The organism is Clostridioides sp. LIBA-6622 (assembly GCF_056716095.1).
The window spans coordinates 1,839,390-1,865,020 of sequence record NZ_CP196998.1 but is presented as its reverse complement, the minus strand read 5'-3'; the positions used below and the strand labels follow the sequence as shown (position 1 = coordinate 1,865,020).

The following is a 25,631-nucleotide window of genomic DNA, read 5'->3' as shown; positions in this document are numbered from 1 at the left end:
AATTACTCTGATATAATATCATTTTTTAGTTTTTTAAGATAAGAGTCAAGCATCACAGCTCTTATGTTTTCGTACTTTATTGAATCTGGAAGCTTTCTTTTTATGTTATTTAAATTATCATAGCCTACTTTTTCACAAGCGTCTAAAATCATTTGTTTTTCATCTTCATTATAAAAATTTTCTAATTCTAACTCAAATGATATGCTATGTCCATCCTTTACATAATCATGGACATATCCAATAATAGTTGATAAGGAAACTTCTAGTTCTTGGCTGATGCTTTGTATATCCTTGCCTTGATTTAATAAATCTAATGCTATTTCATTATTTTTTCTACTTTCTCCATCTAGTATTAGCTTCCTTTTACCTTTTTTCTCCCAGATAGCATTAATATCATTTTCTTTTACATATTGTTTAACTTCATCCAAGACACTAATTCCATACTTTTCAATTTTTACCCCACCTATACCTGAAATATCTTTCAACTGTTCTTCATCAATTGGATATCTTCCACTTATTTCTTTCAAAGCCTTATTGGATAAAATCATATATGGAGGTAATTTTTCTTTTGTTGCATATTTGCTTCTAATGCTTAATAGTTTTTCGTATAAAACTTTGTCTGAATTAACCTCAAGAAACTCACTATTAACATTCTCTAAATCGACATTTTTTTCTTCATCCTTTTTATTTATGTTGTTTTTTTCGACATATTCTTTAATTACTGTTTCAAAATCTCTACCGTATTTTTGATATTTAATTTCCCCTACTCCAGATATATCTAACATTTCTTCTTTATTGACTGGATAACTACTAGACATAGCTCTAAGTGTTCCATCTCCAAATACCATATATGGAGCTATTCTTTCTTCACTTGCTATTGAGTGTCTAAGTTCTCTTAAAGCACTATATAACTCATCTTCTATCTCTAATGATTTTGTCATTACGATTTCTTTAAATTCCACTTTTACTTGACCTTTTAAAACGTTCATAGACATATCATTCAATCTTATTGTTGGAAAACTTCCTCTATTTCCATTACCTAAAGTCTCAACTAAATCTAAGAAACCATGGGAGACCAATGTATTTATAAAGTTCTTTAAATCTTCACTAGAATAATCTCTCATAATATTATATGTAGATAAGGTATTCAATCCAAGTTGTAAAATTTTTTTATTCTTAGACCCTCTAAGTACATCTACAATAGTAGTAACACCATAACTTCTTTTCATTCTAGCTACACATGAAATAACTTTTTGAGCATCTATAGTCTTATCTACTATTTCACCTTCTACTAAACAGTTACTACAATTATTACAATCTTCTATATAGTTTTCTCCAAAGTAATTAAGTATTGTCCTCCTATAACATGAATTACTGTAAGCTAAATCAATCATATATTGAAGTTTTTTATGTTGAAACAGCTTTCTTTCAGGATTCTCAACTCCAATATCGATTAAATATTTTTGTATATGTACATCTCCTGGAGAAAATAAAAGCACACATTCACTTTTTTCTCCATCCCTACCAGCCCTACCTATTTCTTGATAGTAATTTTCTATACTTTGAGGCATGTTGTAGTGTATAACCCATCTTATATTAGGTTTATCAATACCCATTCCAAATGCGTTTGTTGCTACCATTATATCTACATCATCATTTATAAAGTCTTCTTGATTTTTACTTCTTTCATTTTTAGATAAACCTGCATGATATTTTGACACAGATATATTTCTTTTAGATAATCCATTATGTATATTTTCGACTTCCTTTCTAGTTGCAACATATATAATTCCAGACTCATTTTTATGATTTTTAATATAATCTAAAATATATTTATTTTTACTAGATGATTTTACTATATTTATTGATAAGTTTTCTCTATCAAAACCAGTTATATAACAGTCTGGATTTTCTAGACACAATAAATTTATTATATCAGCTCGTACCTCTTCTGAAGCGGTTGCTGTAAATGCTGTAATTATAGGTCTTTTAGGTAAATTCTTTATAAAATCAGAAATCCTTCTATAACTCAATCTAAAATCATGTCCCCATTGAGACACGCAATGTGCCTCATCTATTGCAATTTGGCTTATGTTATTATTGTTTATTAGTTCAATAAACTCATGCGCATCTAATCTCTCTGGAGCAATATAGAGTATTTTATAATTATGTTTTCTAATATTACTTAATATCTCATTAAATTCTTTGCTACTCAGTGAACTATTTATAAATGCAGCATTAATTCCCATAGCCTTTAAAGCATCTACTTGGTCTTTCATAAGAGATATAAGTGGAGAAATTACTATTGTCATTCCATCCAATATCAACGCTGGAAGTTGATAACATATTGATTTACCACCTCCAGTTGGCATTATAGCTAATACGTCTTTCTCGCTCAAAATAGAATTTATTATAGATTCTTGACCTTTTCTAAAACTTGTATATCCATAGTATTTTGATAATATTTCTAAAAGTTTTTCATTCATATATTTCTCTCCTAATTTAAATTAATTAGACCTCTTTCCTGATTATGTTCAAATTTTTATTTTTATATTCACAATCGCAGTATTCCAAAGTTTATAGATGTTCTATATTATATATTAACATATATTTTGAAAAAAATTGTTTGCAAAGTAAAATAATTTATGATACATTCTAAATATAAATTTAATACTTAATCTTCGGGGTAGGGTGAAATTCCCAATCGGCGGTACAGCCCGCGAGCCAAGGTAAAACTTGGTTGATTTGGTTAAATTCCAAAGCCGACAGTAAAGTCTGGATGGAAGAAGATATGTTTAATGAGTTTTTTTGTAGAGCTATTTTATTGTATTCTCATTAAACATTTATTGTAGATTATTCTAAACCCTGAGTTAATTCTCAGGGTTTTTTGTTTGAAAATTATCTAATTAAACAGGAGGTGTATATATCTTGAATTTTGTTAATCAAAAGGAGAAAGACATTTACTATATGAAAAAAGCTCTTGAATTAGCTAAAAAAGGAGAAGGTTTTACAAATCCAAATCCACTGGTTGGGTGTGTAATTGTTAAAGATAGTGAGATAATAGGCAAAGGATATCACAAAAAATTCGGCTCTAATCATGCTGAAGTAAATGCTATAAACAGTACTAAACAAAGTTTAAAAGACGCTACTCTTTATGTCAATTTAGAACCATGCTCTCATTATGGAAAAACACCACCTTGTGTTGATAAGATTATTCAAAATAAAATTAAAAGAGTTGTCATATCCACACTAGACCCAAACCCACTTGTTTGTGGTAATGGAGTAAAAAAATTAAAAGATAACAATATTGATGTTACTGTAGGAATATTAGAAGAAGAAGCAGGAGAATTAAATGAAATATTCTTTTATTACATAAAAAATAAAAGACCTCTTTGTATTGTAAAATCAGCAGTAAGTCTAGATGGTAAAATTGCTACAAAATCACTAGAATCAAAATGGATATCTAATGAGTCATCAAGATACCTAACTCATAAATACAGAAATAAGTATCATAGCATAATGGTTGGTATAAACACAGTTTTAAATGATAATCCCTTACTAACTTGTAGACTTAATCAAGATGAGATATCTAATCCTACAAGAATAGTAATAGATACAAATCTAAAATTACCAATTAATAGTAATTTAGTTAAAGATAAAACTAGCAAAACTATAGTTTTCACATGTTGTGAAGACAATAAAAAATCATCAACATTAAAAGAAAATAATGTTGAAGTCATAATTTCTCCTAAGAAAAATAACTTGGTTGATTTAGAATTTGTAATGTATAAATTAGGAGAATTAAGCATTGATTCTGTACTAGTTGAAGGAGGTTCCACACTTAATGACAGTCTATTTAGAAACAACTTAGTTGATAAGGTCAAATTATTTTTATCACCTAAAATTATAGGTGGTAAAGACGCACCTACATTTGTTTCTGGAGAAGGAATAACTCATCTAGTGGATTCAACACAACTAGTAATTAATAATGTGACTTTAATAGATGGAGATGTCTTGATAGAGTCTGATGTTTTAAAATAAATTTTATGAATACACATATAAAGGAGGTCATAATGTTTACTGGCATAATAGAAGAAGTTGGAATACTTAGAAGAATTACTGCTAATGGCAAAAGCGGACAAGTAACCATACTATCAAACAAAATATTAGATGGTACAAACCTTGGAGATAGTATTGCTGTAAATGGAGTTTGTCTAACCGTTTCAAAGCTAGGAAAAAATGAGTTTACAGCAGATGTTATGATGGAGACAATTCGTTCTACAAATTTAGGCTCCTTAAATGCAAATGACAAAGTAAACCTTGAAAGAGCAATGAGCCTCTCATCAAGATTTGGAGGTCATATAGTAACAGGTCATGTTGATGGTAAAGGTGCTATTTGTAAATTTGAGAAAGATGAAAATGCAGTTCTAGTAAGCATACGACCAGATAAAAAACTTTTGTCATCAATGATACTTAAAGGTTCTGTTGCCATTGATGGTGTGAGTTTAACTATATCATATTTAGATGATGAAATATTCAAAGTTTCTGTTATACCTCATACTAAATTGAACACTACTCTCTTAACAAAAAATATTGGAGACTTTATTAATTTAGAAAGTGATGTAATTGGAAAGTATGTTAATAATTTTATGATTAATAACTACAAGGAATTAAATTCTAATAGTAATGATTATAAATCAAATATAGATAAAGATTTTTTATTTAAAAATGGTTTTTAAAAATAATAAAGGAGTGAATTACATGTTTAATACTATTGAAGAAGCTATAAAAGATATAAAAAATGGGAAAATGATAATCGTTGTTGATGATGAAAGTAGAGAAAACGAAGGAGATTTACTGATGGCAGCTGAGATGGCTACCCCTGAATCAATAAATTTTATGGCTACATATGGTAGAGGTCTAATTTGTTTACCTGCGACTGAAAAAAAATTTAAAAGTTTAAATATACCTCTTATGGTTAGGGAAAATACAGATACATTCCAAACAGCATTTACTGTTACTATAGATGGTGCAGATACGCTAACTGGTATATCTGCCTATGAAAGGGCTGAAACTGTAAAATTATTCTGTGATGAGAATTCTACAAGTAAAGATTTTAAAACTCCTGGACATATTTTTCCTCTAATAGCAAAAACTGGTGGAGTACTTGTTAGAGATGGACATACAGAGGCTTCTGTAGACTTAGCTAGACTTGCGGGTTTTAAAGAAGTTGGCCTTATCTGTGAAATAATGAAAGATGATGGTACAATGGCAAGAGTTGATGATTTAATGATTTTTAAAGAAAAACATAATTTAAAAATCATTACTATAAAAGACCTTATAGAGTATCGTAAAATAAATGAAACTACTATAGAAAAGGTATCTAGTGCTTTCCTTCCAACAAAATATGGTAATTTTGAAATCATAGGATACAAAGATACCTATTCAAATGAAGAACATATTGCCCTTACTTATGGAGATATAAATAAAGAACATACTCTAGTTAGACTTCATTCTGAATGTTTAACAGGCGATGTGTTCCACTCTTTAAAATGTGATTGTGGATTGCAATTAGAATCATCTATGAAGAAAATCGTAGAAAATGGAAATGGTGTTTTAATTTATATGAAGCAAGAAGGTAGAGGTATTGGTCTCTTAAATAAAATTAAAGCTTATAAACTTCAGGAAGAAGGTTATGATACTGTAGAAGCAAATCTAATGCTTGGATTTGAAGAAGATATGAGAGATTTCTATATGGCTGCTCAAATATTAAAAAATCTAAATATAAAAAGTATAAGTCTTTTAAGTAATAACCCTGATAAAATAAATCAGTTAGAGAAATATGGGATAAAAATAGAAAATAGAGTTCCTATTAATGAAGAGATTAATGACTTTAACAAGTTATATCTAAAAACTAAAAAAGATAAAATGGGACATCTGTTGGATATTATATAAGTTATTAATATAAAGTTTTTTTCTACTAAGTAATTATTTGCAATTAATATTAAAGATTTCTATAAATATAAATCTACAACATAAATAAAATTGGAGGAAATAAAAAATGATATATGAAGGAAAACTTATTGGAAAAGATTTAAAAATAGGTATAATAAATTCTCGTTTTAATGAATTTATAACATCAAAACTTTTATCAGGAGCTGAAGATTGCCTTTTAAGACACGATGTTTCTCCAGAAAACATCGAAATAGCTTGGGTACCTGGAGCTTTTGAGATTCCTCTTGTCGCTCAAAAAATGTCTAAAAGTGGTAAGTATGATGCTATAATCTGTTTAGGATGTGTTATAAGAGGAGCTACATCTCATTATGATTATGTATGTAGCGAAGTATCTAAAGGGATAGCAAAAGTATCTTTAGACAATGAATTACCTGTTATATTTGGAATCGTAACTACAGAAAATATTGAACAAGCTATTGAAAGAGCAGGTACAAAGGCTGGAAATAAAGGTTATGATTGTGCTATGAGTGCATTAGAGATGGTAAATTTATTTAAATCGTTAGATTAAATAGTAGTATTTATTAAATATTAAAATCTGTCTAAATAACATAAAATACTAAGTACCAAAAGGACAAAATATATTTGTTCTTTTGGTACTCAATAATTTCAAATATAATATATATCTAAAATCTTACCTATTAGAGTATATAAAACCTGTATACTTTTAGATACTAACAAATTCTATCTTGATGTATTTTTTTCAATATATAGTTTTTTGAAATTATTTATAATATCATCTACCTGAACTATCTTACCAATATTTTCATAATTATTAGAACTTCCCATATTATTCACATATATTTTTAAATCAGAATACACACAATCATTATGTAAGTTTTTAATGATATAAGATAGATTCTTAAAGTCAAATTCATTGTAATCAAAAAAATCTAATGCTTCAGCTCCTCCATTTTTTACATACGAAATAGCAACTGCTCTACTTGTAAAGGATATTGAAATATAATTTTCTTCACAATTACTCAAAACAATATTTTGTTTAGAAAAAATTATTTTTCGACATCCTAATTGCATAAAAAATTCTTGCAATATTTTTATATCTATACTTAATGCATCATCTGGAATTAATATATACAAAGCTGATTTCTTAATAGAAACTTTTGTTTGTATATCCCTAATAAATTTTTCAGTCTCTCCTTCAAATAGATAGTGATAAAAAGGCACATTTGGAATAGGTTGTATTGAAAATGATACACACTCTTTTAAGTCATTATCTTTATTATAAAATACAAAACAATCACGGCATACTACAACAATATATTCCTTCTTATTGAACAATTTACATACCCCCTCCAAACCTCTAAAATATAAATTAATCATCAAGGTTACTTTAAAAATATTAAAATAATTATAAATACGATTCTAAATATAAAATACCACAAAAATATATATATTACTATTGAAGCTATTGTTTTTATTTATAACATATATTAATACTATACTAATTATCTATTTTATTATTTTTTTAATATACAATACAATATAATTAAGAGTAAGTGACAATAAAATATTATGATTTAATATGTGCTTATTAAATATTTATGAGGAGAATAAATTATGAAAACATATTCAATACAAGATTTAACACTAGATAAACGCAACCTTATAAGAAAATATTCTCTTACTTTAAATGAGAATTTGATTTGGGAGTTTAAACATGATAAATATCACACTATAAAATACTTCACACACAAGTTTGCAGTTAAAGAATCTGTCCTGGCTCTTTTGTTCAACATACACAAATTGTGCTACGCTAAAATAAAATACTTTGAATCAAATTTTTCAAAATATGAACCTTACAAGTACAGTTATCAATATGGATTTGTTAAATGTGAACTATATGATATGAGTTTTATGTTGCATAAATATAGTAATATAATGATAGATTTGAGAAATTTACAAGAAATCAAAACAATAGAAGAATTTAGATCATTTTGTAATTACTTAGAAAGTTTTGAAGACAATTTACAAGACTTAATTATATAACATTTTAAAGAAAATAAATCTTAGGATAAAGTTTATAGTAAGTAAACTATTTTAAGAAATAAAAACTTTTGATAAGAAATAAACTATATAACAAAAAAATATTACTGGAATTAAAAATTCCAGTAATATAAATTAATTAAACATTTTATTCATATAACTTACATATATTCTAATCTATCAAAATAGTTTCATGATTTTTATCCTAAATGTTCCTCTGGTAATTCATTGTGCCACTCTGATACATTTTCTAGACCTTCTATTTCATCTGCAATAAATACAGGGTCTTTTATTCCAGATTTTTTTTGACTTGTATAATCTTTTAAAGCAATGAAGGCATACTTTCCTAAAAGCGTGATTGCAATTAAGTTTATTATAGCCATCAATGCCATAAATAAATCTGCTAGATTCCAAACTACTTCTACTTGAGTAAGAGAACCAAATAAAACCATACCAACAACGAAAACTCTAAATATATTAAGTTTAGTCTTACTTCCACTCATAAATTCCATATTTGATTCACCATAATAGTAATTACCTACTATAGAACTAAATGCAAATAAGAATATACAAACTGCTATAAATATGTTCCCCATTGGTCCAATATGATGAGTTAAAGCTTCTTGAGCCAACTCAATTCCAGTTGCTCCACTACTAGCATAATCTGAATATAATAATACCATAAATGCTGTACAGCTACATATGATTATAGTATCAGTAAAAACACCTAAAGATTGAATTAGACCTTGTTTTACTGGATGAGTTACATGTGCTGTTGCAGCAGCATTAGGAGCACTACCCATACCTGCTTCATTAGAGAATAGACCTCTCTTCACTCCAGTCATTACAACTCCCATAAAAGTACCAATTGCCATTCCTTTAAAATCAAATGCACTTTCAACTATCAATGCTATAATTTTTGGTATCTCTGTTATATTCATTCCAACTATAGCTAGAGCGACTAATATATATAATCCTGCAAACACAGGAACTATTATCTCAGAAACTTTTGCAACTCTATGTACTCCACCAAAAATAACTATTGTAGTTAAAATTCCAAGACCTATTCCCATAGCCATTTTACTTATTCCAAATGCATTATTAAATGCAAGCGAAACAGTATTAGCTTGAACTGCATTGAATACAAAACCATAACATATAGTTATAAGTATTGAAAATAAAACACCCATCCATTTCTTATTTAGACCTTGCTCCATATAATATGCTGGTCCACCTCTAAAAGCCTGACCATTTTTAACTTTGTAAATCTGAGCTAATGTACTCTCAACAAAACTTGAAGCAGAGCCAATTAATGCTATAAGCCACATCCAAAATACAGCACCAGGACCACCTGCTACTACTGCAATTGCTATTCCAGCTATATTTCCAGTACCAACTCTTGAAGATGTACTTATACAAAACGCTTGGAATGAAGATATTTTTCCTTCCTTTTTTGCATTTTTATTTGCTGTACCATCACCCAGAAGCCTAAACATTTCTATAAAATATCTGAATTGTACAAAATTTGTTTTAATAGTAAAGTAAATACCAATTACAACCAGCATTATAATTAAAATATAAGACCATAAGTAATTGTTTACAAATACTACCGTATTATTAATACCTGTTAAAATACCATTTAAAAAATCCATTATATTAATTACCCCCTATTTAGTTTTGTTTTCTTAATAAATCTTAAAATCAAAAAAATGAATAATTCCTTGTTAAAAATTCATTAATTTAATTATAATATTTATAAAATCAAATTACAAGGTTTGAAATGAATAATTTTTTTAATATATTGCAGTTTTATATTCAAAATCAAATTTTTTTTATTATTTCTATAATATAGATATATTTAATATTTTATAATTACTATTAAATACAATAAATTCTATCTTTAAGAGTATATTTTTTTGTTTGTCGTTTAATATTATTAGTAATGAAGTTGTTTTAAAATTTATTTAAATAGCAGAAATTTTCTTTAAATTCTGTCAATTTTTCAGAAACTTTGTTAAATAATATACTTTTATGCATCCATTGAAAAAACAATAAAAAAGTAATACTATATATAGTACTAGCATTAGGCACAAAATAATACAAATGGAGGTACTTATATTATGGAATTTCAACAAATAATAGCTATATGTATATTTTTAATAGTTATGGCAGCTATTATTACAGAAAAGGTAAACCGCTCTGTAGCAGCTGTTGGTGGTGCACTATTAATGATAATATTCAATATACTTACACTTGATGAAGGATTGAGCCATATAGATTTCAATACTATTGGTGTATTAGTTGGTATGATGCTATTTGTCGCTGTTGTCAAAAACTCAGGGCTATTTGAATACATAGCTATCTGGACTGCAAAAAAAGCCAAAGGAGACCCGTGGAAAATAATGATTTGTTTTGCTATTATAACAGCTATTTTATCTGCTGTGTTAGATAATGTTACCACTGTCTTACTTATTGGTCCAATGACTATAGTTATTACACAAATATTGGGACTTAATCCAGTTCCTTTTTTAATAACACAAATTTTAGCTTCCAATATAGGAGGAACATCTACTCTTATAGGTGACCCTCCAAACATTATGATTGGTAGTGCTGCTAATCTTAGTTTCATGGATTTTGTAATAAATTTAGGTCCTGCTGTTATAGTAATACTTGTTGTAACTATAATATGCTTCAAATTTATTTATGGCAAACAACTTATTGTAGATGAGAAAGCTAAAAATGCAATATTAAAACTTGATGAAAAAAAATCTGTAAAAGACAAACCATTACTTATAAAAAGTCTTATATTAATAACATTTATACTTTTTGGTTTCATGTTTCACAGCACAATCCACATAGACTCTTCTGTTGTTGCGCTAGCAGGAGCATCTATAATGCTTCTTATAGGAAAACAAGATGTAGATGAAATTATGGCAGGTATTGAATGGTCTACAATTTTATTCTTCATGGGATTGTTTGTAGTAGTTGGTGGATTAGTAGAAGTTGGCATAATAAACAAATTAGCTCAAGCATTGATTGGACTTACAGAAGGCCATATTGTATTTACAATGTTATTAATATTATGGTTATCAGCAATAGTTTCTTCTTTCTTAGATAATATTCCATTTGTTGCAACATTGATTCCTCTTATTTTGACTATGCAAGCTGAAGGAATTGATGTCATGCCATTATGGTGGGCAACATCTCTTGGAGCTTGTCTTGGAGGAAATGGTACACTAATAGGAGCATCTGCTAATGTTGTATTAGCAGGTATAGGTAATAAACATGGGCATCCTATATCTTTTAAAGAGTATTTTAAGATAGGTTTTCCACTTATGATTATATCTATTATTATATCTACTGTTTATTTAATTATAAAATTTTAAAAAATATAGTATAATAATACTAAAGGGGATGTGTATATATGAATATTAATACTGTTCAAGGAGATTCAATTGAAGTTCTTTTAAGGCAACTTGGAGCCACAAAAATATCAAAAGTAAGTAGTACATTGTATTTTATCAAGTTTGATTTAGGAGACGATTGGGAAATATCTTACACTTATAATATTAATGCTAAAGATCAATATTTTTTACAAAGAATTGAACCATATCCTATTGGTAGAGGTCTGTTTAACGATGAATATGAAATAGTATCATTTATATCAAAGGATTTAAACAAATTTTTAAACGCTAAGAATAGTAGTAACTTTAAAACATTTGTTGAAGTTACTAGAAAAGTTAATTCTATCATTGATAATGTAGAGGAACTATTTTTAAACTACAATGTGGATGGTGATGATTTAAAAACTCTTAACAAAGAACTTAATGACATACTAAATGATATTAACTATATAGAACAACATACAAAAAAAATCTAACTTAGTGTACTTATAAATTTTAGAATCTACCAAAAATCATGAGAGCTTAAATTTTAGTATTGAAAATGCAAAACTTTATTTATTAAAAAAAGAAAATGGCTGATGAAGCATATGCTTCATCAGCTATTTTCTTTTTAATGATGTCCACATCCATCATGTGAACAAGTATGATTTGATGGAAACTCTACTAATTTTCCATTTTTAAGTAAGTCTAGATTAGCACTTATAGTATCTGCTTCAGCTCTATAAACTTTGATTCCCATACCATTCAATTTAACTATAGCACCTTGTCCTATTCCTCCAACTACTACTGCATCCACAACTGTACCTGATAATGCTTTTAGAGGTTGACACTTTCCATGCTCATGACCTAAATCTCCATTATCTAGAGATTTAACTTCTCCACTTTCTAAATCACACACAACAAAAATTGGAGCAGAGCCAAAATGACCATATGGTTTACTATCCAATCCTTTATTTTCTTCTACTGGTATACATACTTTCATTATTATTTCTCCCTTCTCTTGCAACATTTTTTAATAGATTTACATTCTTTACTGCATCCTAGATGTATTGTATTCATATCAAATACATCTATAAAGCTTTCACTAGAATTGCTTAACATAGAGTTTATAAAATCTACACATATATTAAATGATTCTTTATTAATGTGATATAAAACGTAGTATCCTTCTTTATGCCCTGTTATTATTCCAACATCCTTTAATATTTTTATATGTTGTGAAACAGCAGAATCTGAAATTCCTAGATATTTAGAAATTCCTTTTTGGCAAATGTTTCTCTTAGATACTAATATAAGTATGTTAAGCCTAGTTTCATCACTCAATGCTTTAAATATTTTAACCAAGTTTTCCATAAATACCTCTTTTTGATTAAGTAATTACTTAATTAAATTATAGTACTCTTAATTAGATTTTTCAACCATTATTTTATAATTTTGGAATTTATTATAAATAACCTAGATATTTACTATTATAACTTTAGAAATTTTTCAAATGAATATACTTAAAAATACATTAAAATAGTTTAAATAGGAGTAATTAACAAACAAAAAACTGTCTTAAAATAATAAAATTATTTTAAGACAGTTTTTATAAATATGTTTAAAAAGTTACTCAATATAAATATTAAATTCTCTTTAATTTATCTAAATAATAAACAGCATTTAAAGCTGCTATTTGTCCTTGACCAGCTGCTTTTATATAAGAATATGGTTTTCCAACACAATCTCCAGCAGCAAAGCATCCATCTATACTAGTCTTCATATTATTGTCAACTTTAATATGGATACCTTCAATTTCTATACCAGGAATCAATGCACTTGGAGCTGTACTATCTTTTATAACAAATACTCCATCAACTTCAATGTGGTTTTCTTTAAAAGATATTTTGTTTACAAGTTTATCTCCATCTATTTGTACTGGTCTGTCATGTATAACTTCAATAGAGTCATCCAAATTATCTGAACCTCTCATAAGATTCTCTTTTTTGTACATAGGTATAAAATAAGTTTTTGAAGTTAGTTCACTTAAAAAATTTGCTTCTTCTTTAGATTCTTCATTATATCCTATAACTGCCACTTTCTTGTTTCTATAAAGTGGTGCATCACATGTAGCACAATACCCTACTCCTCTTCCTAGAAATTCTTCTTCGCCTTTAATTGGTCTAGTGTATTCCACACCAGTGGCAAGAATCACAGTAGTAGCTTCATACATATCATTTCCAGACATTATTGCAAAGTATTCTCCCATAGCATAAATATTATTTATTCTTTTATTTTCAATTGAAATATCCATACTATCTATATGTGATTTAAACTTGTCTTTTAATTCATCTCCACTTATATCATAAAAACCTAAATAATTATCTATTGAAGGAGCTTTAACAAGCTTATTACTTAAATTATCACTACCAAACATGATAATTGTCTTATTTCTTATTTTCGCATTTATAGCAGCAGATAATCCAGCAGGACCACTGCCTATTATAGCTATATCATATCTCATAATATTCACCCATTTTTTATAAATATGATTTTACTTTCATTTCAATTTTGTTCTTTGGCATAAATCCAATTAGTGTTTCTACTGGTTCTCCATCTTTAAATATAATCATAGTTGGTACTGTAGATACACTAAATTGTTGAGCTATTTCTAAACTCTCATCTATATCAACTTTTACAAATCTAGCTTCATTTTTCATTTCTTCACCTAATTCTGCAAATACTGGTCCTAACATGTTACAAGGTCCACACCAAGTTGCAAAGAAATCCACTACAACTACTCCTTTACTACCTTCAACACTACTTCTAAATTCAGATGTATTTATAACTTTTGCCATTTTTTTAATCCTCCTATAAACTTTAATTATCCCTATACAATTATACTATGAAATTCATAAATATAATTTTACTTTTATAGGGTCTTTTTATATTTTATTTTATACTAATTAGTATACCCATTCTTTATTTCTAAAAACAGATTTTTATATTTTTATTATTTTAACTTTTGTGGTATTGATAATTCAAATGTAGTTCCAATGCCTATCTCTGAAGTTACATTTATTTCAATAAACAAATTTAAACTAATCATACGAGCTATCGAAAGACCTATTCCAGAACCTTCCAAGTCTTTATTTCTTACGTTTTCACTTCTGAAAAATCTATCAAATATAAGAGGTATTTCTTCTTTTTTTATTCCTATACCAGTATCACTTATAAGTAAAATAACCTCATCTTCTATATCTTCTTTTAATTCTAATACTATTTCATCACCTTGTCTTGTGTATTTAAAAGCATTATCAATAAAAATTAATATAAGTTGTCTTAATTTATTTTTATCAGTTATTATAACTTTATTCTTAAGTTCAGAGTTAAATATAAATTTCTTTTCCTGAAATTCAGCAATATCAATATAATCTTCTGATATTTCCTCTAGCAATCTTTCTAAATCTACTTCTTCTAAGTTAACTTTAACAATAGAATCTTCTTTAGTAAGAGACAACAAATCTGTTATCATTTTTTTAAGCCTTCTAGTCTCTTTCATTGCAGTGGCTATTGTTTCAACTTCATCATTTACTGTGCTTTCTGGGGATTTTAACATACTTTCTAACTTTGACGAAACTATTGTTATTGGTGTTCTTAATTCATGAGAAGCATCTTGTATAAACTTAGCTTGGTTTCTCCATGCAGTTTCTATTGGAATTAAAGCTTTTCTAGTAAGATATACAGCAACAAAGTAAGTAATTATTACAGAAATCAGTATTCCAATTATAAGAACAGATGTAAGTTGCTTTAAAGAATTCATCTCAGAGTCTATATTTCTAATTATCTGTATTTGATATCGTCCTACATCGACATTTAATTCCCTAAAGGTATATCCATTTTCTGTATATTTAAAAAATGAATTTTTCTTATCCAATCTTCTATTTGGAAGTAACTCATCAAAATACTCATTTTGAGTATAGTAACTTATTCTACCATCTTCATATACATATACCATATCTTTTGGGTCTTTAAGTCTTATTGGATTCAAAAACGAGGTTCTTTTAAATTGAGAAACTATATATTCAAGTTCATCATTTATCTCACTATCAATTCCACTATATGTCAACCCTCTAAAATATGAGTATATAAATATAGAAAATATTATTAAAAAGCTACCTACTACTACAATATACATTTTTATTAGATGATTTTTAGTACTAGTGAATACATTCTTATTTATCATCGAATATATATCCTACCTTACGCTTAGTTTTAATATATTTATCATACCCATATTTACTGAGTTTTTTCCTTAGATTACTTACATATACTTCAACTATCTCAATGGTTGCATCTGAATCAATTCCCCATATTCTATCATAAATCTGTTCTTTTAATAAAATTGAACCCTTGTTTAACACAAAATATTCAAGCAAGTTAAACTGCTTATTTTGTAACTTTATTTCTTCTTTTTCAATATACACTCTTTTTTCTAATGTATCCAAATATAAAGATTTAAATTCTATTCCATTTCTTTCTTTTATTTTTCCATTAGTTCTTAATATAGCATACACTCTTGCTACCAATTCTTCCATATAAAAAGGTTTTGTCAAATAATCGTTAGCTCCTATAGTAAATGCTTCTACTTTATCATCTAATGCTTCTTTGGCTGTCAATATAAGTACAGGTGTATCTATATTATTAACTCTCATCTTCTTTAAAATATCAATTCCATTTATGCTAGGCAGCATTAAATCTAAAATAACTAAATCGTATATATTTTGATTAACTAAGTATAAGGCTTCTTCTCCATCTTCACATTTTTCAGTTTCAAAATGCTTACTAAGTTCTTCTACTACACTTTCTAAAAGTACCTTATTATCTTCAACTACCAAAACCTTCATAAATATCCCCTGCCTTTATTTGTCTATCTTAACTTTATGAGATTTTAAGTCAATATCTACATTGGCTTTTTCTTTTATATCATCATATGTATATCCTACTATCTCAACACTTTTTGCTTTTGTTGAACATAGTATATCTATATCTGTCTCTTCTGAAGCCTTTAAAATTTTATATGATGGTACACGATTTACCACTAAATATTCTCCATTTTCATTAACTTCTGCTGTCTTAAGAATAATATTTCCTAAGTCTTTTGATGATGAATTTTTTACTTTTATTTGATATGTGATTCCTTCTTTTGATTCATTTACTTTTTTAAGTTCTGATGTAGATAATACCTCATACTGACTACTATTTTCTAGCTTAATATTGTTATTTCTTATATCAATAGTATTTTCTTTTAAATTAACATATACAATCTTACCCTCTGCTTCATACTCATATGCATAAACTTCTACACTTTTTGTAAAAGTTTTATGCCCACACTCTACATAAGCAACTTTGCCAGGCATTAAAGTCATATCTAACAAGGCTTTACTGTCTGAGGAAATAATTTTTTTATTCTCATCATATTCATTATATATCAGTTCAACATTTGATATATTAAATGTTGAATTATTTTCTACCTTTGTGGATGTGTCTACTTTATCACCCTCATCTACATCTATAATCTCTGATTTCCCTATATTCAATACTTTTGCATTTGTCTCATCTATTCTTACCTCATTTTTATCTTCAACTTGGATACCAGCTGAATCGTCTTTATCTTCAGATTGAATATCGGCTGAGTCAGATTGTTCATCTTTTTCACATGCTGTAAGTGTAAAAATAAATATTGTTAATATAATCATTAAAAAAATTGATTTTTTTACTATCTTATTCATATTAAGCACCTCATATAGTAATATTTTATAGTAGATTTTTATATTTTTTCATAAATTCTTTCAACGCTTGTGTAAGTATTTGATGTTTTTCAAAATTTGAATTACTACAAAGCCTTTCAAAATCATTCCATATTTCTTTATCTATACGTATTCTTGTTGTTTTTAATTCCTCTATGGATTCATTATCTATATGTACATCTTTTTTATTAGATATTTTTTTTGGCTTTATATTATAATCTTTTACCTCTAAATACCAATCATATACTTCACAAAGCTTATCTAAGTCTTCTTGAGTTATATTTATTTTTCTATCTTTTTTAGGCTTAACATTTTTTTTTGATTTTGTGTTCTTTAAATCAGTTTCATTAAACTTTATTTGTTCAATGTCTTTGTTCAAAACCTTTTCATTAGAATTCTTTTTTTTGGTGCTTACTTTTTTTCTATTACTTATACTTTTTTTATTTTTTTCTTCTTCCAAGTCTATCTTATCCAAATTTTCATTATAATTTAATTCGTCTTTTAATATGTATTTACCTTTTTCTGATTTATATCCTTTTTTATTTAAAAAATTTCTTAAAGTACTTTGACTAATTTTTAGATTTTGAGCTATTTCTGTAAACTCAATTCCCTTGCTTTGAAGCTCTAAAAATTTATCAATTCTTTCCTCGTTGTTATTCATTAATACTCCTCCGTCAATATCTTCTTGTCTTTCTCTTCATACCTCTTATTATATTTTTCTTTTCTGAATCTACTCTAGTAGACTCTATTATTTTTTGCAACATTTTATTATAAGTAAAATCGTCTAAGTTATTGTTTTTTATATAGAAAAATGTTTCTTTTTCATATTTAATAAAACAACTTGATAGCAACCACGCCACACCCATTTTAACATAATATTCTTCACTTTGTATATTATTACAGTATTCAAAGATTTCTTTAATATGTTTATCATCAACATAATATATTAAAAACATAACTAATGCAAATCTAATTTCCCATGGATTTTCTGAATAAACATATTTTTTAAGTATATCATACATGTTTTCTTTATATTTTTTTGTATGTTTCAAACCACAACAAAATCCATCACAAACTGACCAATTATTAATTTTAGGTATAAACCTTTCTATATAATATAGAGTTTCTTCAAAGGTATTATTTATATTACCTATTACCATACCTTGTAATACTGTTTCTTCATAATATGTATCCTCTGCTATATCTAAAAATTCCTTCCAATTTCCCTTACTTATTTCTTTGGATATCTCTCTTAAATTAGGAACCCTGATACCTATTATATTTTCTGCATTTGGTATGAGCTTTTTATTAAAGTCTCTATATTCGCTATCTTGTATAGATTTCATATATTCCAGGAGTTTTTTATAATCTAATTTACTCCATTTTTCCCTACTAAATATCATTTAGTTACTCCTTAATTCCTTTTTTCTTATTGTAACATAAAAATCCATAAAAAAAAGCTTCCAAGTATCAGAAGCCTTTTTAAAAACAAACTAAATTTTTTAAGCTAAAATTTAAACTGAATTAATATTTACTACAATATAACACATTCTTAAAACTTTACTAATCTCCAACACCAAAATCTGTATTGTTGTATAAAATCTCTATATTTGGATTTTCGTCTAAATATTTATACTTATTAGTGAACCACTTAACTAACTCTTCATCTCTTTTAACACTAGAAGAATTATTTATAAAAACATTCACAGTTGCTTTTTCAAACTCATTTAATATAATCTCTATATCTCTATCTATCATCTCTTTTGTTTGCCCTTCAATTCCTACCATAATACAAGGTGAATCAAAATAGTCTTTTACCTCTTGTGGTGTTTTAAATTTTGCATTTTTATTTAAAACAGTATTTCTAAAATCATTGTCAAAGGTCTCAACTCCAATTTTAAATACTATAGGAATTCCAAAATAGTCTCTCATCTCTTTAATCCTATTTTTATAAGACCAATGACTTTCTAAAAACATTTTTTTTATTTTCTTTTCTTTTATAATACATTTTATTTCTGATAGAGTATCTTTAGGTAGCTCAAAACAGCTACCAGAGTTTATAACTTCAAGAACTCCATATTTTCCAGTTATATTTTTCAAAACCGCTATATTTAATCTATTCATTTCTTCTTCCAAGTTAGAATTATCATCTATATAATCGCAAAAAGAACATTTTCCCCACACACAAGGAAATCCTTTAAGCAAAACAATTTCTCTTTGATTTTTATTTGTTATTTCACTATATCTATCCATTTTTCTCCTATCTTCCTCCAGTCAATGATAGTTTCAAAGTTTTTGGAACTGCATTTAATCCCAAATTCACTAAAACAACTGCTACCAATTTATCTGCATAATCGGTGAATACTTGAGTTACAAATACACTAAATACATCTCCTAACCCTAACACTTTTAAAATTTGTACTATATAGGAAGAACCTGATGATGTCATACCACCAAATAGAAACGCTGAAATTATTGAACTTACTATGGATGTTGGAATAGCAAATAACAATACCCCTAATGGAGTTTTTAATCCTGTTAAAAAGTTCTTTTTAAAGGCTATTCCAGCAAGCAAACCTGTTGATATTTGAACTGGCGCAAAGTAAAGAGAATACACATCAAATGTAATTCCACTTATTAAACTTCCAAACACACCTGTAATTACAGCATATTTAGGACCTAAAAGTGATGCTATCATTATAGTTCCTATCGAATCTAAGTATATAGGTAATCTTAATCCCATAGCTATAAATGCCCCTATTATATTTATAGAGATACCAAAAGCTATAAGTGTAATAGTTTTTACACAGATTTTTCTTTTCACACTATATCACTCCTTCCACAGAGTCTATAATGTCTTCATAACCTTTGAAAAGCCTCTTCAAAAACATATACATAAACTTCTTTTCATCAACTTCATTTAGAACAATTGCATTAGGACATTTTTTATAGAAATCAAAAGAATCAACTATAGATTGGCCCATAGCTACACCATCTTCTACAACTTCTACATATGATTCAAACCCTTTACAGATACTTCTATCTATAAAGTAAGCTACTGCTAGAGGGTCATTTATCACACACCCAATTATTCCTTCCTGCTCCCAATGGAAATCAATATAAAATCTAGTTATTTCAATTATATACTTTGCCATTTTTTCATCAAGTCTATTTATAAACTCAATAATATTGGGAGTAAGTACAATTTTTCTAGTTACATCCAAACCTACCATGTGAATTTTTTTAGATAAATTCTTGTAAACATAATCTGCTCCATGTGGGTCTACCCAATAGTTAAACTCTGCTACTGGAGAGCAGTTTCCGTGAATTCTAAATGCTCCTCCCATAGATACAAACTCATCAAGATTTTCAAAAACTTTTTTATCTTTCATAAGTGCCTTGGCTATATTTGTAAGTGGTGCAAGTGCTATTATTGATACTTTTTCATGATTATGTAAAGTATTTATTATAAAATCTACTGCCCCATCTTTTACTTTAGCTTCTGCCACTTTTTGATAAAAGTTTTCTCCGATACCATCTTCTCCATGTGTATCTTGAGCTGTTACAAGTTTTCTTTTTAGTGGTGCTTCCTCTCCTTTATATACTGGTATATTTAGTGAAGAGCACATTTGAAGTGTTTTTAGTGCATTTTCTGCACCTATATTTGCTGGAACATTTCCACAACATGTGGTAATTCCAAGTACTTCTAGCTCTGGTGAATTTAAAGCCAGAAGAATGGCCAAAGAATCATCAATTCCTGGGTCACAATCAATTATTACTTTTCTTTTTTCCATACTTTTATCCTCCTTGATTTGTGGTCGAGGAGAACTACACATCTTTTTTCCACTTTCAAAAAGGTGTGTCTAAGGGTATTAATTATATACTGCCACTATATAATTCCTTAGTTTTTTATACTTGGAGTTCTCGAACAAGTACAGATGTCAAGATTATGAATTTGGTCTATTTATTGTAGACCTCCAAAAAATTTTCATCTGATTTAATAGCTACAAAATACCTTTTGTAGTATAAAAGAATTTATTATATTTTAATGTGTCTTGTTAAAGTTTATTTAAAATTATAATCCAACTTTAACAAAATGTGGCACCTTTAAACCGATTATTATTATACAACAATAGTTGAAATATTACAATTAATAACTTCAATATTTCAGCTACAAAAATCTATTAAATTATATTATTAATAGCTTATTGACAACATTAAATATAAAGCATATAATTACGTTGTAAATTAAATTAACACTGTTAAGTTATGAGGTGATTATATGAGTATTAAAGAAAGACGCAAAAACGAAAAAACAGAAATGAAGAAAAAAATTATGGATGCTAGCATCGAAATTATCAATCAACATGGATATGAAAACTTATCAATAAGAAAAATTGCTTCAAAAATAGATTATTCTCCAACTACAATTTACCTTTACTACAAAGACAAAGCGGAGATTATTAGCGATATGACAAAAAAACTTTATGATACTGTAGAAAGCAATGCTATTGATATTATACATAATTGCTCATCTCTCCCAATAGATAAGCAAATCATAGAAATTATGACTAGCTTTATAGAAACTCTTTCTAGTGAACCAGAAATGTCAAAAGCTATTATGCATAGTAGGATGAATATTATATTTACATCTGAAAATACAAACAGTGAACCTACTAATAATGGGATAAAAATACTTGACGAACTTCTTTCTCTTGGTATTGAACAAGGTATATTTAAACAGAATGTAGATAAAACTTCATGGATGCTTATAAGTGCACTATTAGGATTTGTTTTATGTATTGTTGAGAATCAATTATATTCTTTAGACAATTTTACTCAAATTATAGAGAGTTTCTTAGATATTTTAGTAGGAGGACTTTACAATGAGAAACCACAATGAAACTAATAAGAAAAAAAGACTTTTAATAACTTTTAAACTATCTATCATTCTATTTCTTGTGTTTATATGTATTATTATTTTAATTGTAACTAACTTAAAACCAGAAAAATTAGTAGTAAAAAATATAAGTCCTTCTAATGTGAAAAATGGTATTTATACAGGAAGTGCAGATAATAAGTTAGTAAAAGCTACTGTATCTGTTGAAGTTAATAATGGAAAAATCAAAAATATTAAGATACTAGAGCATGACACTCTTTTAGGTAAACCTGCTGAAAAAATCATAAAAAGTATAGTTGAACAACAATCTTTAAAAGTAGATGCTATAACTTCTGCAACTTATAGCAGTGATACTATAAGAAAAGCTATAGAAAATGCTTTACGAAAGGGAGAATAAATATGAATACTATTATTATATATTCAAGTAAATATGGTTGTACAAAAGACTGTGCAAATATATTAAAAAATAAACTATCAGACAATGTCACTATTATTGACATCAATGATAGTAATACTAAAATTGAATTATCAAAATTTGATACAATTATTATTGGAAGTTCTATATATGTTGGCTCAGTTTCAAAAAAAATTCGTGTATTGTGTAATGATAATATAGAATTATTAAACAAAAAACGAGTTGGTGTATTCCTTTGTTGTGGCTTTTCTGAACAAGCAGATAAATATCTAAAATCAAACTTTCCAGCATCTTTATTAGAAAATGTAAATGCAATTGGAATTTTTGGCAGTGAAGCTCGATTAGAAAGAATGAATTTTTTAGATAAGCTTATTATGAAGTCTGTTGCAAAATGTAATTATGATAGTTTTAAAATATTACAGGATAATATAGATGATTTTTTAAGAAATTTTAATAACTAAAATTATTTATTTCAAATCTCCTTATAAAATAAAAAATTTATCTACAATGTAGTATTATAAATATACTCTAAAATTTATAAATATTGATAAAATAGTTATATACCTATACAATATTATATATTATACAATATTTTCTTATATTTATTCAGACCTATGTATTATATAAGAAAATTCTACTACATTTACTATATTGGAGATGGTATTTATGAAACATATTGAAATCAGAATGGCTAATGAAATGGATGCAGAAGAAATATTAGAAATATATACTCCATATATTACTAATACAGCAATTACCTTTGAATATAGCATTCCAAGTATTGATGATTTTAAAAATAGAATAAAAGAAATTTGTTCAAAATATCCTTACCTAATCTGTTTAATTGATAAAAAAATTGTTGGATATGCTTATGCCCATGAACACAATGAACGAACTGCTTATCAATGGAATGTTGAATTATCAATTTATGTTGATAATAAATTTATTACTCATAAGATAGGAATTGCTCTTTATAATTCAATCATAAACATATTGAAATTACAAAATATTCAAAATTTATATGCCAGTATTACATCACCAAATATAAAAAGTGAAAAACTTCATCAGAAATTTGGTTTCAAACTATGTGGAATTTATCACAATACAGGGTATAAATTTGATTGTTGGCATGATGTTATGTTATTTGAAAAACATATAGGCAATCACTCTACAAATCCTAATTCTATAAAAACAATTAAGCAGGTTAATTCAGAAGAAATAGACGTTATTTTGAATGATAATATTAATTTAATATCACTTTAAATTTAATATAATTCAATCTATAAAATATGAACAAAAGAAAAAATAGGAAAGATGTTTAAAATATTTATTTTGATATTTTAAACATCTTTCCTATTTTTTTCTTAAATTTTATAATAATAGTCTTATTAAAGCAAATACTATAAAAAGAGTTTATCTTTATTTGCTAAGTAAATTTAAATTAAAAATATAAAAAAATGGAAGGAGAATAATATATGATAAAATTAATTGGTATATTGATAGTCGTAATTGGTTTTATACTTAAAATGGATACGCTATTTACTGTATTATTAGCAGGCATAGCAACAGGAATTGTTGCGGGATTAGACTTTAATCAAATTTTTACAATCTTAGGAGACTCTTTCGTTTCAAATAGAGGTGTATCATTATTCATACTAACATTGCCAGTAATTGGTGTATTAGAAAGATATGGATTGAAGCAAAGAGCAGTTTCTCTAATAGAAAAATTAAAGAGACTTACAACAGGAAAAGTACTTACTATATATATGATAGCTAGGCAAATAGCTGGTGCTCTATCTATAAGAATGAGTGGACATCCTCAGTTTGTGAGACCACTTGTTAACCCTATGGCACAAGCTGCTGGTTTAAGCAATAGTGATGAACTAAAAGAATCTGATGAAGAAGCTATAAAAGCATTGTCTGCTGCATCAGAAAACTATGGAAACTTTTATGGTCAAAATCTATTTGCAGGTAGTAGTGGAGTATTACTTATAGCCTCTACGCTGACTCAATTCGGATACAATGTAACTGGGCTTAACATTGTAAAGTCCAATATTATCATGGCAGTAATAGCACTTGTAGTTGCTACAATTCAATTTACTTTATATGATAAAAAATTAAATAAGAGTCACAAGAGATAGATTTATTTAGGAGGAATAAAAATGCAAAATTTTATAAATATATCATTAGAAATTTTTTATGCACTGATGGGTTTTCTGATGGTGGTAATAGCATATAGGTCTTTTACTACAATAGATAACAATAAGAAATATGGTACATCATTATTTTGGATACTGATATCACTACCCTTCATATTTGGTAGACTGATTCCAGCCAATATAATAGGAATAATACTAATATTATCTAGCTTATTGACACTTTCTAAACAAGTTGTATTTGCAAAATATGAAGAACCAAATGAGAATTTTGGAAAAGAACAAGCAGATAAACTTAAAAATAAAATATTTATACCATCATTAATATTAGCATTTGCTGCAGTAGTTGTAGCTATGAGCCTTACTAATTTTGACAATTCTTCACAGTTTGCAATAGGTGTGGGTTCAATAATTGCATTAATATCAGCTCTTATAATAACTAAAGCAAAGCCTACTACTTCAGTTCAAGATGGCTCAAGATTACTTCAACAAATGGGTCCTGCTAGTATGCTACCACAACTTTTAGTCGCATTAGGAGCTCTATTTACTCAAGCTGGGGTTGGTGAAGTTATTTCAAATATGATATCTGGTGTAGTCCCTGCTGATAATAGATTATTTGGTGTTATGGCTTATGTCTTAGGTATGGTTATATTTACTATGATAATGGGAAATGCATTTGCTGCATTTTCAGTCATAACGGCAGGAATTGGAATTCCTTTTGTATTGTCTCAAGGTGGAAATCCTGCTATAATTGGAGCGTTAGCATTAACAGCAGGATATTGTGGAACTTTACTTACTCCAATGGCTGCTAATTTTAATATAGTTCCAGCAGCTTTACTTGAATGCAAAAATGACTACATTGTTATAAAATACCAAGCACCAGTTGCTTTGATATTAATTATAGCTCACATATTAGTAATGTATTTTTTAGGGTTTTAATACAATTAGGAG

28 protein-coding genes and 2 riboswitches are annotated in these 25,631 nt (G+C 27.3%); of the genes, 13 read left to right on the top strand and 15 right to left on the bottom strand.

What is annotated here, in order from left to right:
* Positions 1–2: 2 nt before the first annotated feature.
* Positions 3–2,486 (bottom strand): DNA helicase RecQ, encoded by a 2,484-nt coding sequence (gene recQ, locus ACTG47_RS09015; RefSeq protein ID WP_479926903.1) that lies wholly within the window; start codon positions 2,484–2,486, stop codon positions 3–5.
* Positions 2,487–2,673: 187 nt separating this feature from the next.
* Positions 2,674–2,795, top strand: a riboswitch (FMN riboswitch).
* 133 nt (positions 2,796–2,928) lie between these two features.
* On the opposite strand from recQ, the gene ribD reads away from it, so the two are divergent.
* The 4 genes from ribD to ribH all read left to right on the top strand — a co-directional run bounded on the left by ribD (position 2,929) and on the right by ribH (position 6,523).
* Complete coding sequence (ribD, locus tag ACTG47_RS09010) at positions 2,929–4,041, top strand: bifunctional diaminohydroxyphosphoribosylaminopyrimidine deaminase/5-amino-6-(5-phosphoribosylamino)uracil reductase RibD (RefSeq protein WP_479926902.1); 1,113 nt, start codon at positions 2,929–2,931, stop codon at positions 4,039–4,041.
* Between the two features lie 32 nt (positions 4,042–4,073).
* A complete protein-coding gene (locus tag ACTG47_RS09005; protein WP_479926901.1) occupies positions 4,074–4,739 on the top strand; it encodes a riboflavin synthase in 666 nt (221 codons plus the stop codon).
* Positions 4,740–4,761: 22 nt separating this feature from the next.
* Positions 4,762–5,955, top strand: coding sequence for a bifunctional 3,4-dihydroxy-2-butanone-4-phosphate synthase/GTP cyclohydrolase II (locus ACTG47_RS09000; protein WP_479926900.1), 1,194 nt, complete (start codon positions 4,762–4,764; stop codon positions 5,953–5,955).
* 106 nt (positions 5,956–6,061) lie between these two features.
* Complete coding sequence (gene ribH, locus ACTG47_RS08995; protein WP_021384489.1) at positions 6,062–6,523, top strand: 6,7-dimethyl-8-ribityllumazine synthase; 462 nt, start codon at positions 6,062–6,064, stop codon at positions 6,521–6,523.
* 173 nt (positions 6,524–6,696) lie between these two features.
* On the opposite strand, the gene ACTG47_RS08990 is transcribed toward ribH, so the two are convergent.
* Positions 6,697–7,311 carry a hypothetical protein gene (locus tag ACTG47_RS08990; RefSeq protein ID WP_479926899.1) on the bottom strand — a complete coding sequence of 205 codons (615 nt, stop codon included), beginning with the start codon at positions 7,309–7,311 and terminating at the stop codon, positions 6,697–6,699.
* A 279-nt stretch (positions 7,312–7,590) separates the two neighbouring features.
* Here ACTG47_RS08990 and ACTG47_RS08985 point away from each other — a divergent pair, with 279 nt between their 5' ends.
* Positions 7,591–8,019, top strand: coding sequence for a hypothetical protein (locus ACTG47_RS08985; protein WP_479926898.1), 429 nt, complete (start codon positions 7,591–7,593; stop codon positions 8,017–8,019).
* Between the two features lie 197 nt (positions 8,020–8,216).
* On the opposite strand, the gene ACTG47_RS08980 is transcribed toward ACTG47_RS08985, so the two are convergent.
* Positions 8,217–9,668, bottom strand: a complete 1,452-nt coding sequence (locus ACTG47_RS08980) for an alanine/glycine:cation symporter family protein (protein WP_479926897.1) — start codon at positions 9,666–9,668, stop codon at positions 8,217–8,219.
* A 468-nt stretch (positions 9,669–10,136) separates the two neighbouring features.
* On the opposite strand from ACTG47_RS08980, the gene ACTG47_RS08975 reads away from it, so the two are divergent.
* Together ACTG47_RS08975 and ACTG47_RS08970 are read left to right on the top strand one after the other, a co-directional pair.
* Positions 10,137–11,402, top strand: coding sequence for an ArsB/NhaD family transporter (locus tag ACTG47_RS08975; protein WP_479926896.1), 1,266 nt, complete (start codon positions 10,137–10,139; stop codon positions 11,400–11,402).
* Between the two features lie 38 nt (positions 11,403–11,440).
* Complete coding sequence (locus ACTG47_RS08970; protein WP_169470102.1) at positions 11,441–11,896, top strand: hypothetical protein; 456 nt, start codon at positions 11,441–11,443, stop codon at positions 11,894–11,896.
* Between the two features lie 134 nt (positions 11,897–12,030).
* Here the strand turns inward: ACTG47_RS08970 and ACTG47_RS08965 are convergent, their stop codons facing one another.
* The 12 genes from ACTG47_RS08965 to ACTG47_RS08910 all read right to left on the bottom strand — a co-directional run bounded on the left by ACTG47_RS08965 (position 12,031) and on the right by ACTG47_RS08910 (position 21,003).
* The gene (locus ACTG47_RS08965; protein ID WP_054270176.1) at positions 12,031–12,402 is read right to left on the bottom strand and encodes a NifB/NifX family molybdenum-iron cluster-binding protein; all 372 of its coding nucleotides are present in this window, start codon (positions 12,400–12,402) and stop codon (positions 12,031–12,033) included.
* A 2-nt stretch (positions 12,403–12,404) separates the two neighbouring features.
* On the bottom strand, positions 12,405–12,773 hold the full coding sequence (locus ACTG47_RS08960; protein WP_479926895.1) for an ArsR/SmtB family transcription factor: 369 nt from the start codon (positions 12,771–12,773) through the stop codon (positions 12,405–12,407).
* 271 nt (positions 12,774–13,044) lie between these two features.
* Complete coding sequence (locus tag ACTG47_RS08955; RefSeq protein WP_479926894.1) at positions 13,045–13,923, bottom strand: NAD(P)/FAD-dependent oxidoreductase; 879 nt, start codon at positions 13,921–13,923, stop codon at positions 13,045–13,047.
* A gap of 16 nt (positions 13,924–13,939) precedes the next feature.
* Positions 13,940–14,257: a thioredoxin gene (gene trxA / locus ACTG47_RS08950; RefSeq protein ID WP_021384467.1), complete on the bottom strand. Its 318-nt coding sequence runs from the start codon at positions 14,255–14,257 to the stop codon at positions 13,940–13,942.
* A 155-nt stretch (positions 14,258–14,412) separates the two neighbouring features.
* Entirely contained in the window at positions 14,413–15,645 is a 1,233-nt protein-coding gene (locus ACTG47_RS08945) for a sensor histidine kinase (RefSeq protein ID WP_169470099.1), read from the bottom strand.
* On the bottom strand, positions 15,635–16,306 hold the full coding sequence (locus ACTG47_RS08940) for a response regulator transcription factor (RefSeq protein WP_169470098.1): 672 nt from the start codon (positions 16,304–16,306) through the stop codon (positions 15,635–15,637). The genes ACTG47_RS08945 and ACTG47_RS08940 overlap by 11 nt, the downstream gene beginning before the upstream one ends.
* 15 nt (positions 16,307–16,321) lie before the next feature.
* Positions 16,322–17,191, bottom strand: coding sequence for a hypothetical protein (locus tag ACTG47_RS08935; protein WP_479926893.1), 870 nt, complete (start codon positions 17,189–17,191; stop codon positions 16,322–16,324).
* A gap of 25 nt (positions 17,192–17,216) precedes the next feature.
* Entirely contained in the window at positions 17,217–17,870 is a 654-nt protein-coding gene (locus ACTG47_RS08930) for a DNA-binding protein (RefSeq protein WP_479926892.1), read from the bottom strand.
* Between the two features lie 13 nt (positions 17,871–17,883).
* Positions 17,884–18,612: a DNA alkylation repair protein gene (locus ACTG47_RS08925; RefSeq protein ID WP_479926891.1), complete on the bottom strand. Its 729-nt coding sequence runs from the start codon at positions 18,610–18,612 to the stop codon at positions 17,884–17,886.
* 160 nt (positions 18,613–18,772) lie between these two features.
* Positions 18,773–19,462: a radical SAM protein gene (locus tag ACTG47_RS08920; RefSeq protein ID WP_479926890.1), complete on the bottom strand. Its 690-nt coding sequence runs from the start codon at positions 19,460–19,462 to the stop codon at positions 18,773–18,775.
* A 7-nt stretch (positions 19,463–19,469) separates the two neighbouring features.
* On the bottom strand, positions 19,470–20,033 hold the full coding sequence (locus ACTG47_RS08915) for an ECF transporter S component (RefSeq protein WP_479926889.1): 564 nt from the start codon (positions 20,031–20,033) through the stop codon (positions 19,470–19,472).
* A 1-nt stretch (position 20,034) separates the two neighbouring features.
* The gene (locus ACTG47_RS08910; protein ID WP_479926888.1) at positions 20,035–21,003 is read right to left on the bottom strand and encodes a nucleoside hydrolase; all 969 of its coding nucleotides are present in this window, start codon (positions 21,001–21,003) and stop codon (positions 20,035–20,037) included.
* Between the two features lie 101 nt (positions 21,004–21,104).
* Positions 21,105–21,148, bottom strand: a riboswitch (PreQ1 riboswitch).
* Positions 21,149–21,491: 343 nt separating this feature from the next.
* Between ACTG47_RS08910 and ACTG47_RS08905 the strand changes: the two genes are divergently transcribed.
* The 6 genes from ACTG47_RS08905 to ACTG47_RS08880 all read left to right on the top strand — a co-directional run bounded on the left by ACTG47_RS08905 (position 21,492) and on the right by ACTG47_RS08880 (position 25,619).
* Positions 21,492–22,112: a TetR/AcrR family transcriptional regulator gene (locus ACTG47_RS08905; RefSeq protein ID WP_479926887.1), complete on the top strand. Its 621-nt coding sequence runs from the start codon at positions 21,492–21,494 to the stop codon at positions 22,110–22,112.
* Positions 22,096–22,506, top strand: coding sequence for an FMN-binding protein (locus ACTG47_RS08900; protein ID WP_479926886.1), 411 nt, complete (start codon positions 22,096–22,098; stop codon positions 22,504–22,506). Before ACTG47_RS08905 ends, ACTG47_RS08900 begins: the two co-directional genes overlap by 17 nt.
* Positions 22,507–22,508: 2 nt before the next feature.
* On the top strand, positions 22,509–22,985 hold the full coding sequence (locus ACTG47_RS08895) for a flavodoxin domain-containing protein (RefSeq protein ID WP_479926885.1): 477 nt from the start codon (positions 22,509–22,511) through the stop codon (positions 22,983–22,985).
* 205 nt (positions 22,986–23,190) lie between these two features.
* Positions 23,191–23,787 (top strand): N-acetyltransferase family protein, encoded by a 597-nt coding sequence (locus ACTG47_RS08890; RefSeq protein WP_479926884.1) that lies wholly within the window; start codon positions 23,191–23,193, stop codon positions 23,785–23,787.
* Between the two features lie 212 nt (positions 23,788–23,999).
* Complete coding sequence (locus tag ACTG47_RS08885) at positions 24,000–24,665, top strand: DUF969 domain-containing protein (protein ID WP_479926883.1); 666 nt, start codon at positions 24,000–24,002, stop codon at positions 24,663–24,665.
* 21 nt (positions 24,666–24,686) lie between these two features.
* Complete coding sequence (locus ACTG47_RS08880) at positions 24,687–25,619, top strand: DUF979 domain-containing protein (protein WP_169470086.1); 933 nt, start codon at positions 24,687–24,689, stop codon at positions 25,617–25,619.
* Positions 25,620–25,631 lie beyond the last annotated feature (12 nt).

What these genes read in the sequence shown, in the direction of transcription:
- ACTG47_RS08910 (WP_479926888.1), bottom strand. Translation starts at nt 21,003, where the DNA reads ATGGAAAAAAGAAAAGTAATAATTGATTGTGACCCAGGAATTGATGAT.
- ACTG47_RS08975 (WP_479926896.1), top strand. Translation starts at nt 10,137, where the DNA reads ATGGAATTTCAACAAATAATAGCTATATGTATATTTTTAATAGTTATG.
- ACTG47_RS08930 (WP_479926892.1), bottom strand. Translation starts at nt 17,870, where the DNA reads ATGAATAACAACGAGGAAAGAATTGATAAATTTTTAGAGCTTCAAAGC.
- ACTG47_RS08980 (WP_479926897.1), bottom strand. Translation starts at nt 9,668, where the DNA reads ATGGATTTTTTAAATGGTATTTTAACAGGTATTAATAATACGGTAGTA.
- trxA (WP_021384467.1), bottom strand. Translation starts at nt 14,257, where the DNA reads ATGGCAAAAGTTATAAATACATCTGAATTTAGAAGTAGTGTTGAAGGT.
- ACTG47_RS08945 (WP_169470099.1), bottom strand. Translation starts at nt 15,645, where the DNA reads ATGATAAATAAGAATGTATTCACTAGTACTAAAAATCATCTAATAAAA.
- recQ (WP_479926903.1), bottom strand. Translation starts at nt 2,486, where the DNA reads ATGAATGAAAAACTTTTAGAAATATTATCAAAATACTATGGATATACA.
- ACTG47_RS08960 (WP_479926895.1), bottom strand. Translation starts at nt 12,773, where the DNA reads ATGGAAAACTTGGTTAAAATATTTAAAGCATTGAGTGATGAAACTAGG.
- ACTG47_RS08970 (WP_169470102.1), top strand. Translation starts at nt 11,441, where the DNA reads ATGAATATTAATACTGTTCAAGGAGATTCAATTGAAGTTCTTTTAAGG.
- ACTG47_RS08940 (WP_169470098.1), bottom strand. Translation starts at nt 16,306, where the DNA reads ATGAAGGTTTTGGTAGTTGAAGATAATAAGGTACTTTTAGAAAGTGTA.
- ACTG47_RS08885 (WP_479926883.1), top strand. Translation starts at nt 24,000, where the DNA reads ATGATAAAATTAATTGGTATATTGATAGTCGTAATTGGTTTTATACTT.
- ACTG47_RS08900 (WP_479926886.1), top strand. Translation starts at nt 22,096, where the DNA reads ATGAGAAACCACAATGAAACTAATAAGAAAAAAAGACTTTTAATAACT.
- ACTG47_RS08955 (WP_479926894.1), bottom strand. Translation starts at nt 13,923, where the DNA reads ATGAGATATGATATAGCTATAATAGGCAGTGGTCCTGCTGGATTATCT.
- ACTG47_RS08895 (WP_479926885.1), top strand. Translation starts at nt 22,509, where the DNA reads ATGAATACTATTATTATATATTCAAGTAAATATGGTTGTACAAAAGAC.
- ACTG47_RS09005 (WP_479926901.1), top strand. Translation starts at nt 4,074, where the DNA reads ATGTTTACTGGCATAATAGAAGAAGTTGGAATACTTAGAAGAATTACT.
- ACTG47_RS08965 (WP_054270176.1), bottom strand. Translation starts at nt 12,402, where the DNA reads ATGAAAGTATGTATACCAGTAGAAGAAAATAAAGGATTGGATAGTAAA.
- ACTG47_RS08905 (WP_479926887.1), top strand. Translation starts at nt 21,492, where the DNA reads ATGAGTATTAAAGAAAGACGCAAAAACGAAAAAACAGAAATGAAGAAA.
- ribH (WP_021384489.1), top strand. Translation starts at nt 6,062, where the DNA reads ATGATATATGAAGGAAAACTTATTGGAAAAGATTTAAAAATAGGTATA.
- ACTG47_RS08880 (WP_169470086.1), top strand. Translation starts at nt 24,687, where the DNA reads ATGCAAAATTTTATAAATATATCATTAGAAATTTTTTATGCACTGATG.
- ACTG47_RS08920 (WP_479926890.1), bottom strand. Translation starts at nt 19,462, where the DNA reads ATGGATAGATATAGTGAAATAACAAATAAAAATCAAAGAGAAATTGTT.
- ACTG47_RS08985 (WP_479926898.1), top strand. Translation starts at nt 7,591, where the DNA reads ATGAAAACATATTCAATACAAGATTTAACACTAGATAAACGCAACCTT.
- ACTG47_RS08935 (WP_479926893.1), bottom strand. Translation starts at nt 17,191, where the DNA reads ATGAATAAGATAGTAAAAAAATCAATTTTTTTAATGATTATATTAACA.
- ACTG47_RS08890 (WP_479926884.1), top strand. Translation starts at nt 23,191, where the DNA reads ATGAAACATATTGAAATCAGAATGGCTAATGAAATGGATGCAGAAGAA.
- ACTG47_RS09000 (WP_479926900.1), top strand. Translation starts at nt 4,762, where the DNA reads ATGTTTAATACTATTGAAGAAGCTATAAAAGATATAAAAAATGGGAAA.
- ACTG47_RS08925 (WP_479926891.1), bottom strand. Translation starts at nt 18,612, where the DNA reads ATGATATTTAGTAGGGAAAAATGGAGTAAATTAGATTATAAAAAACTC.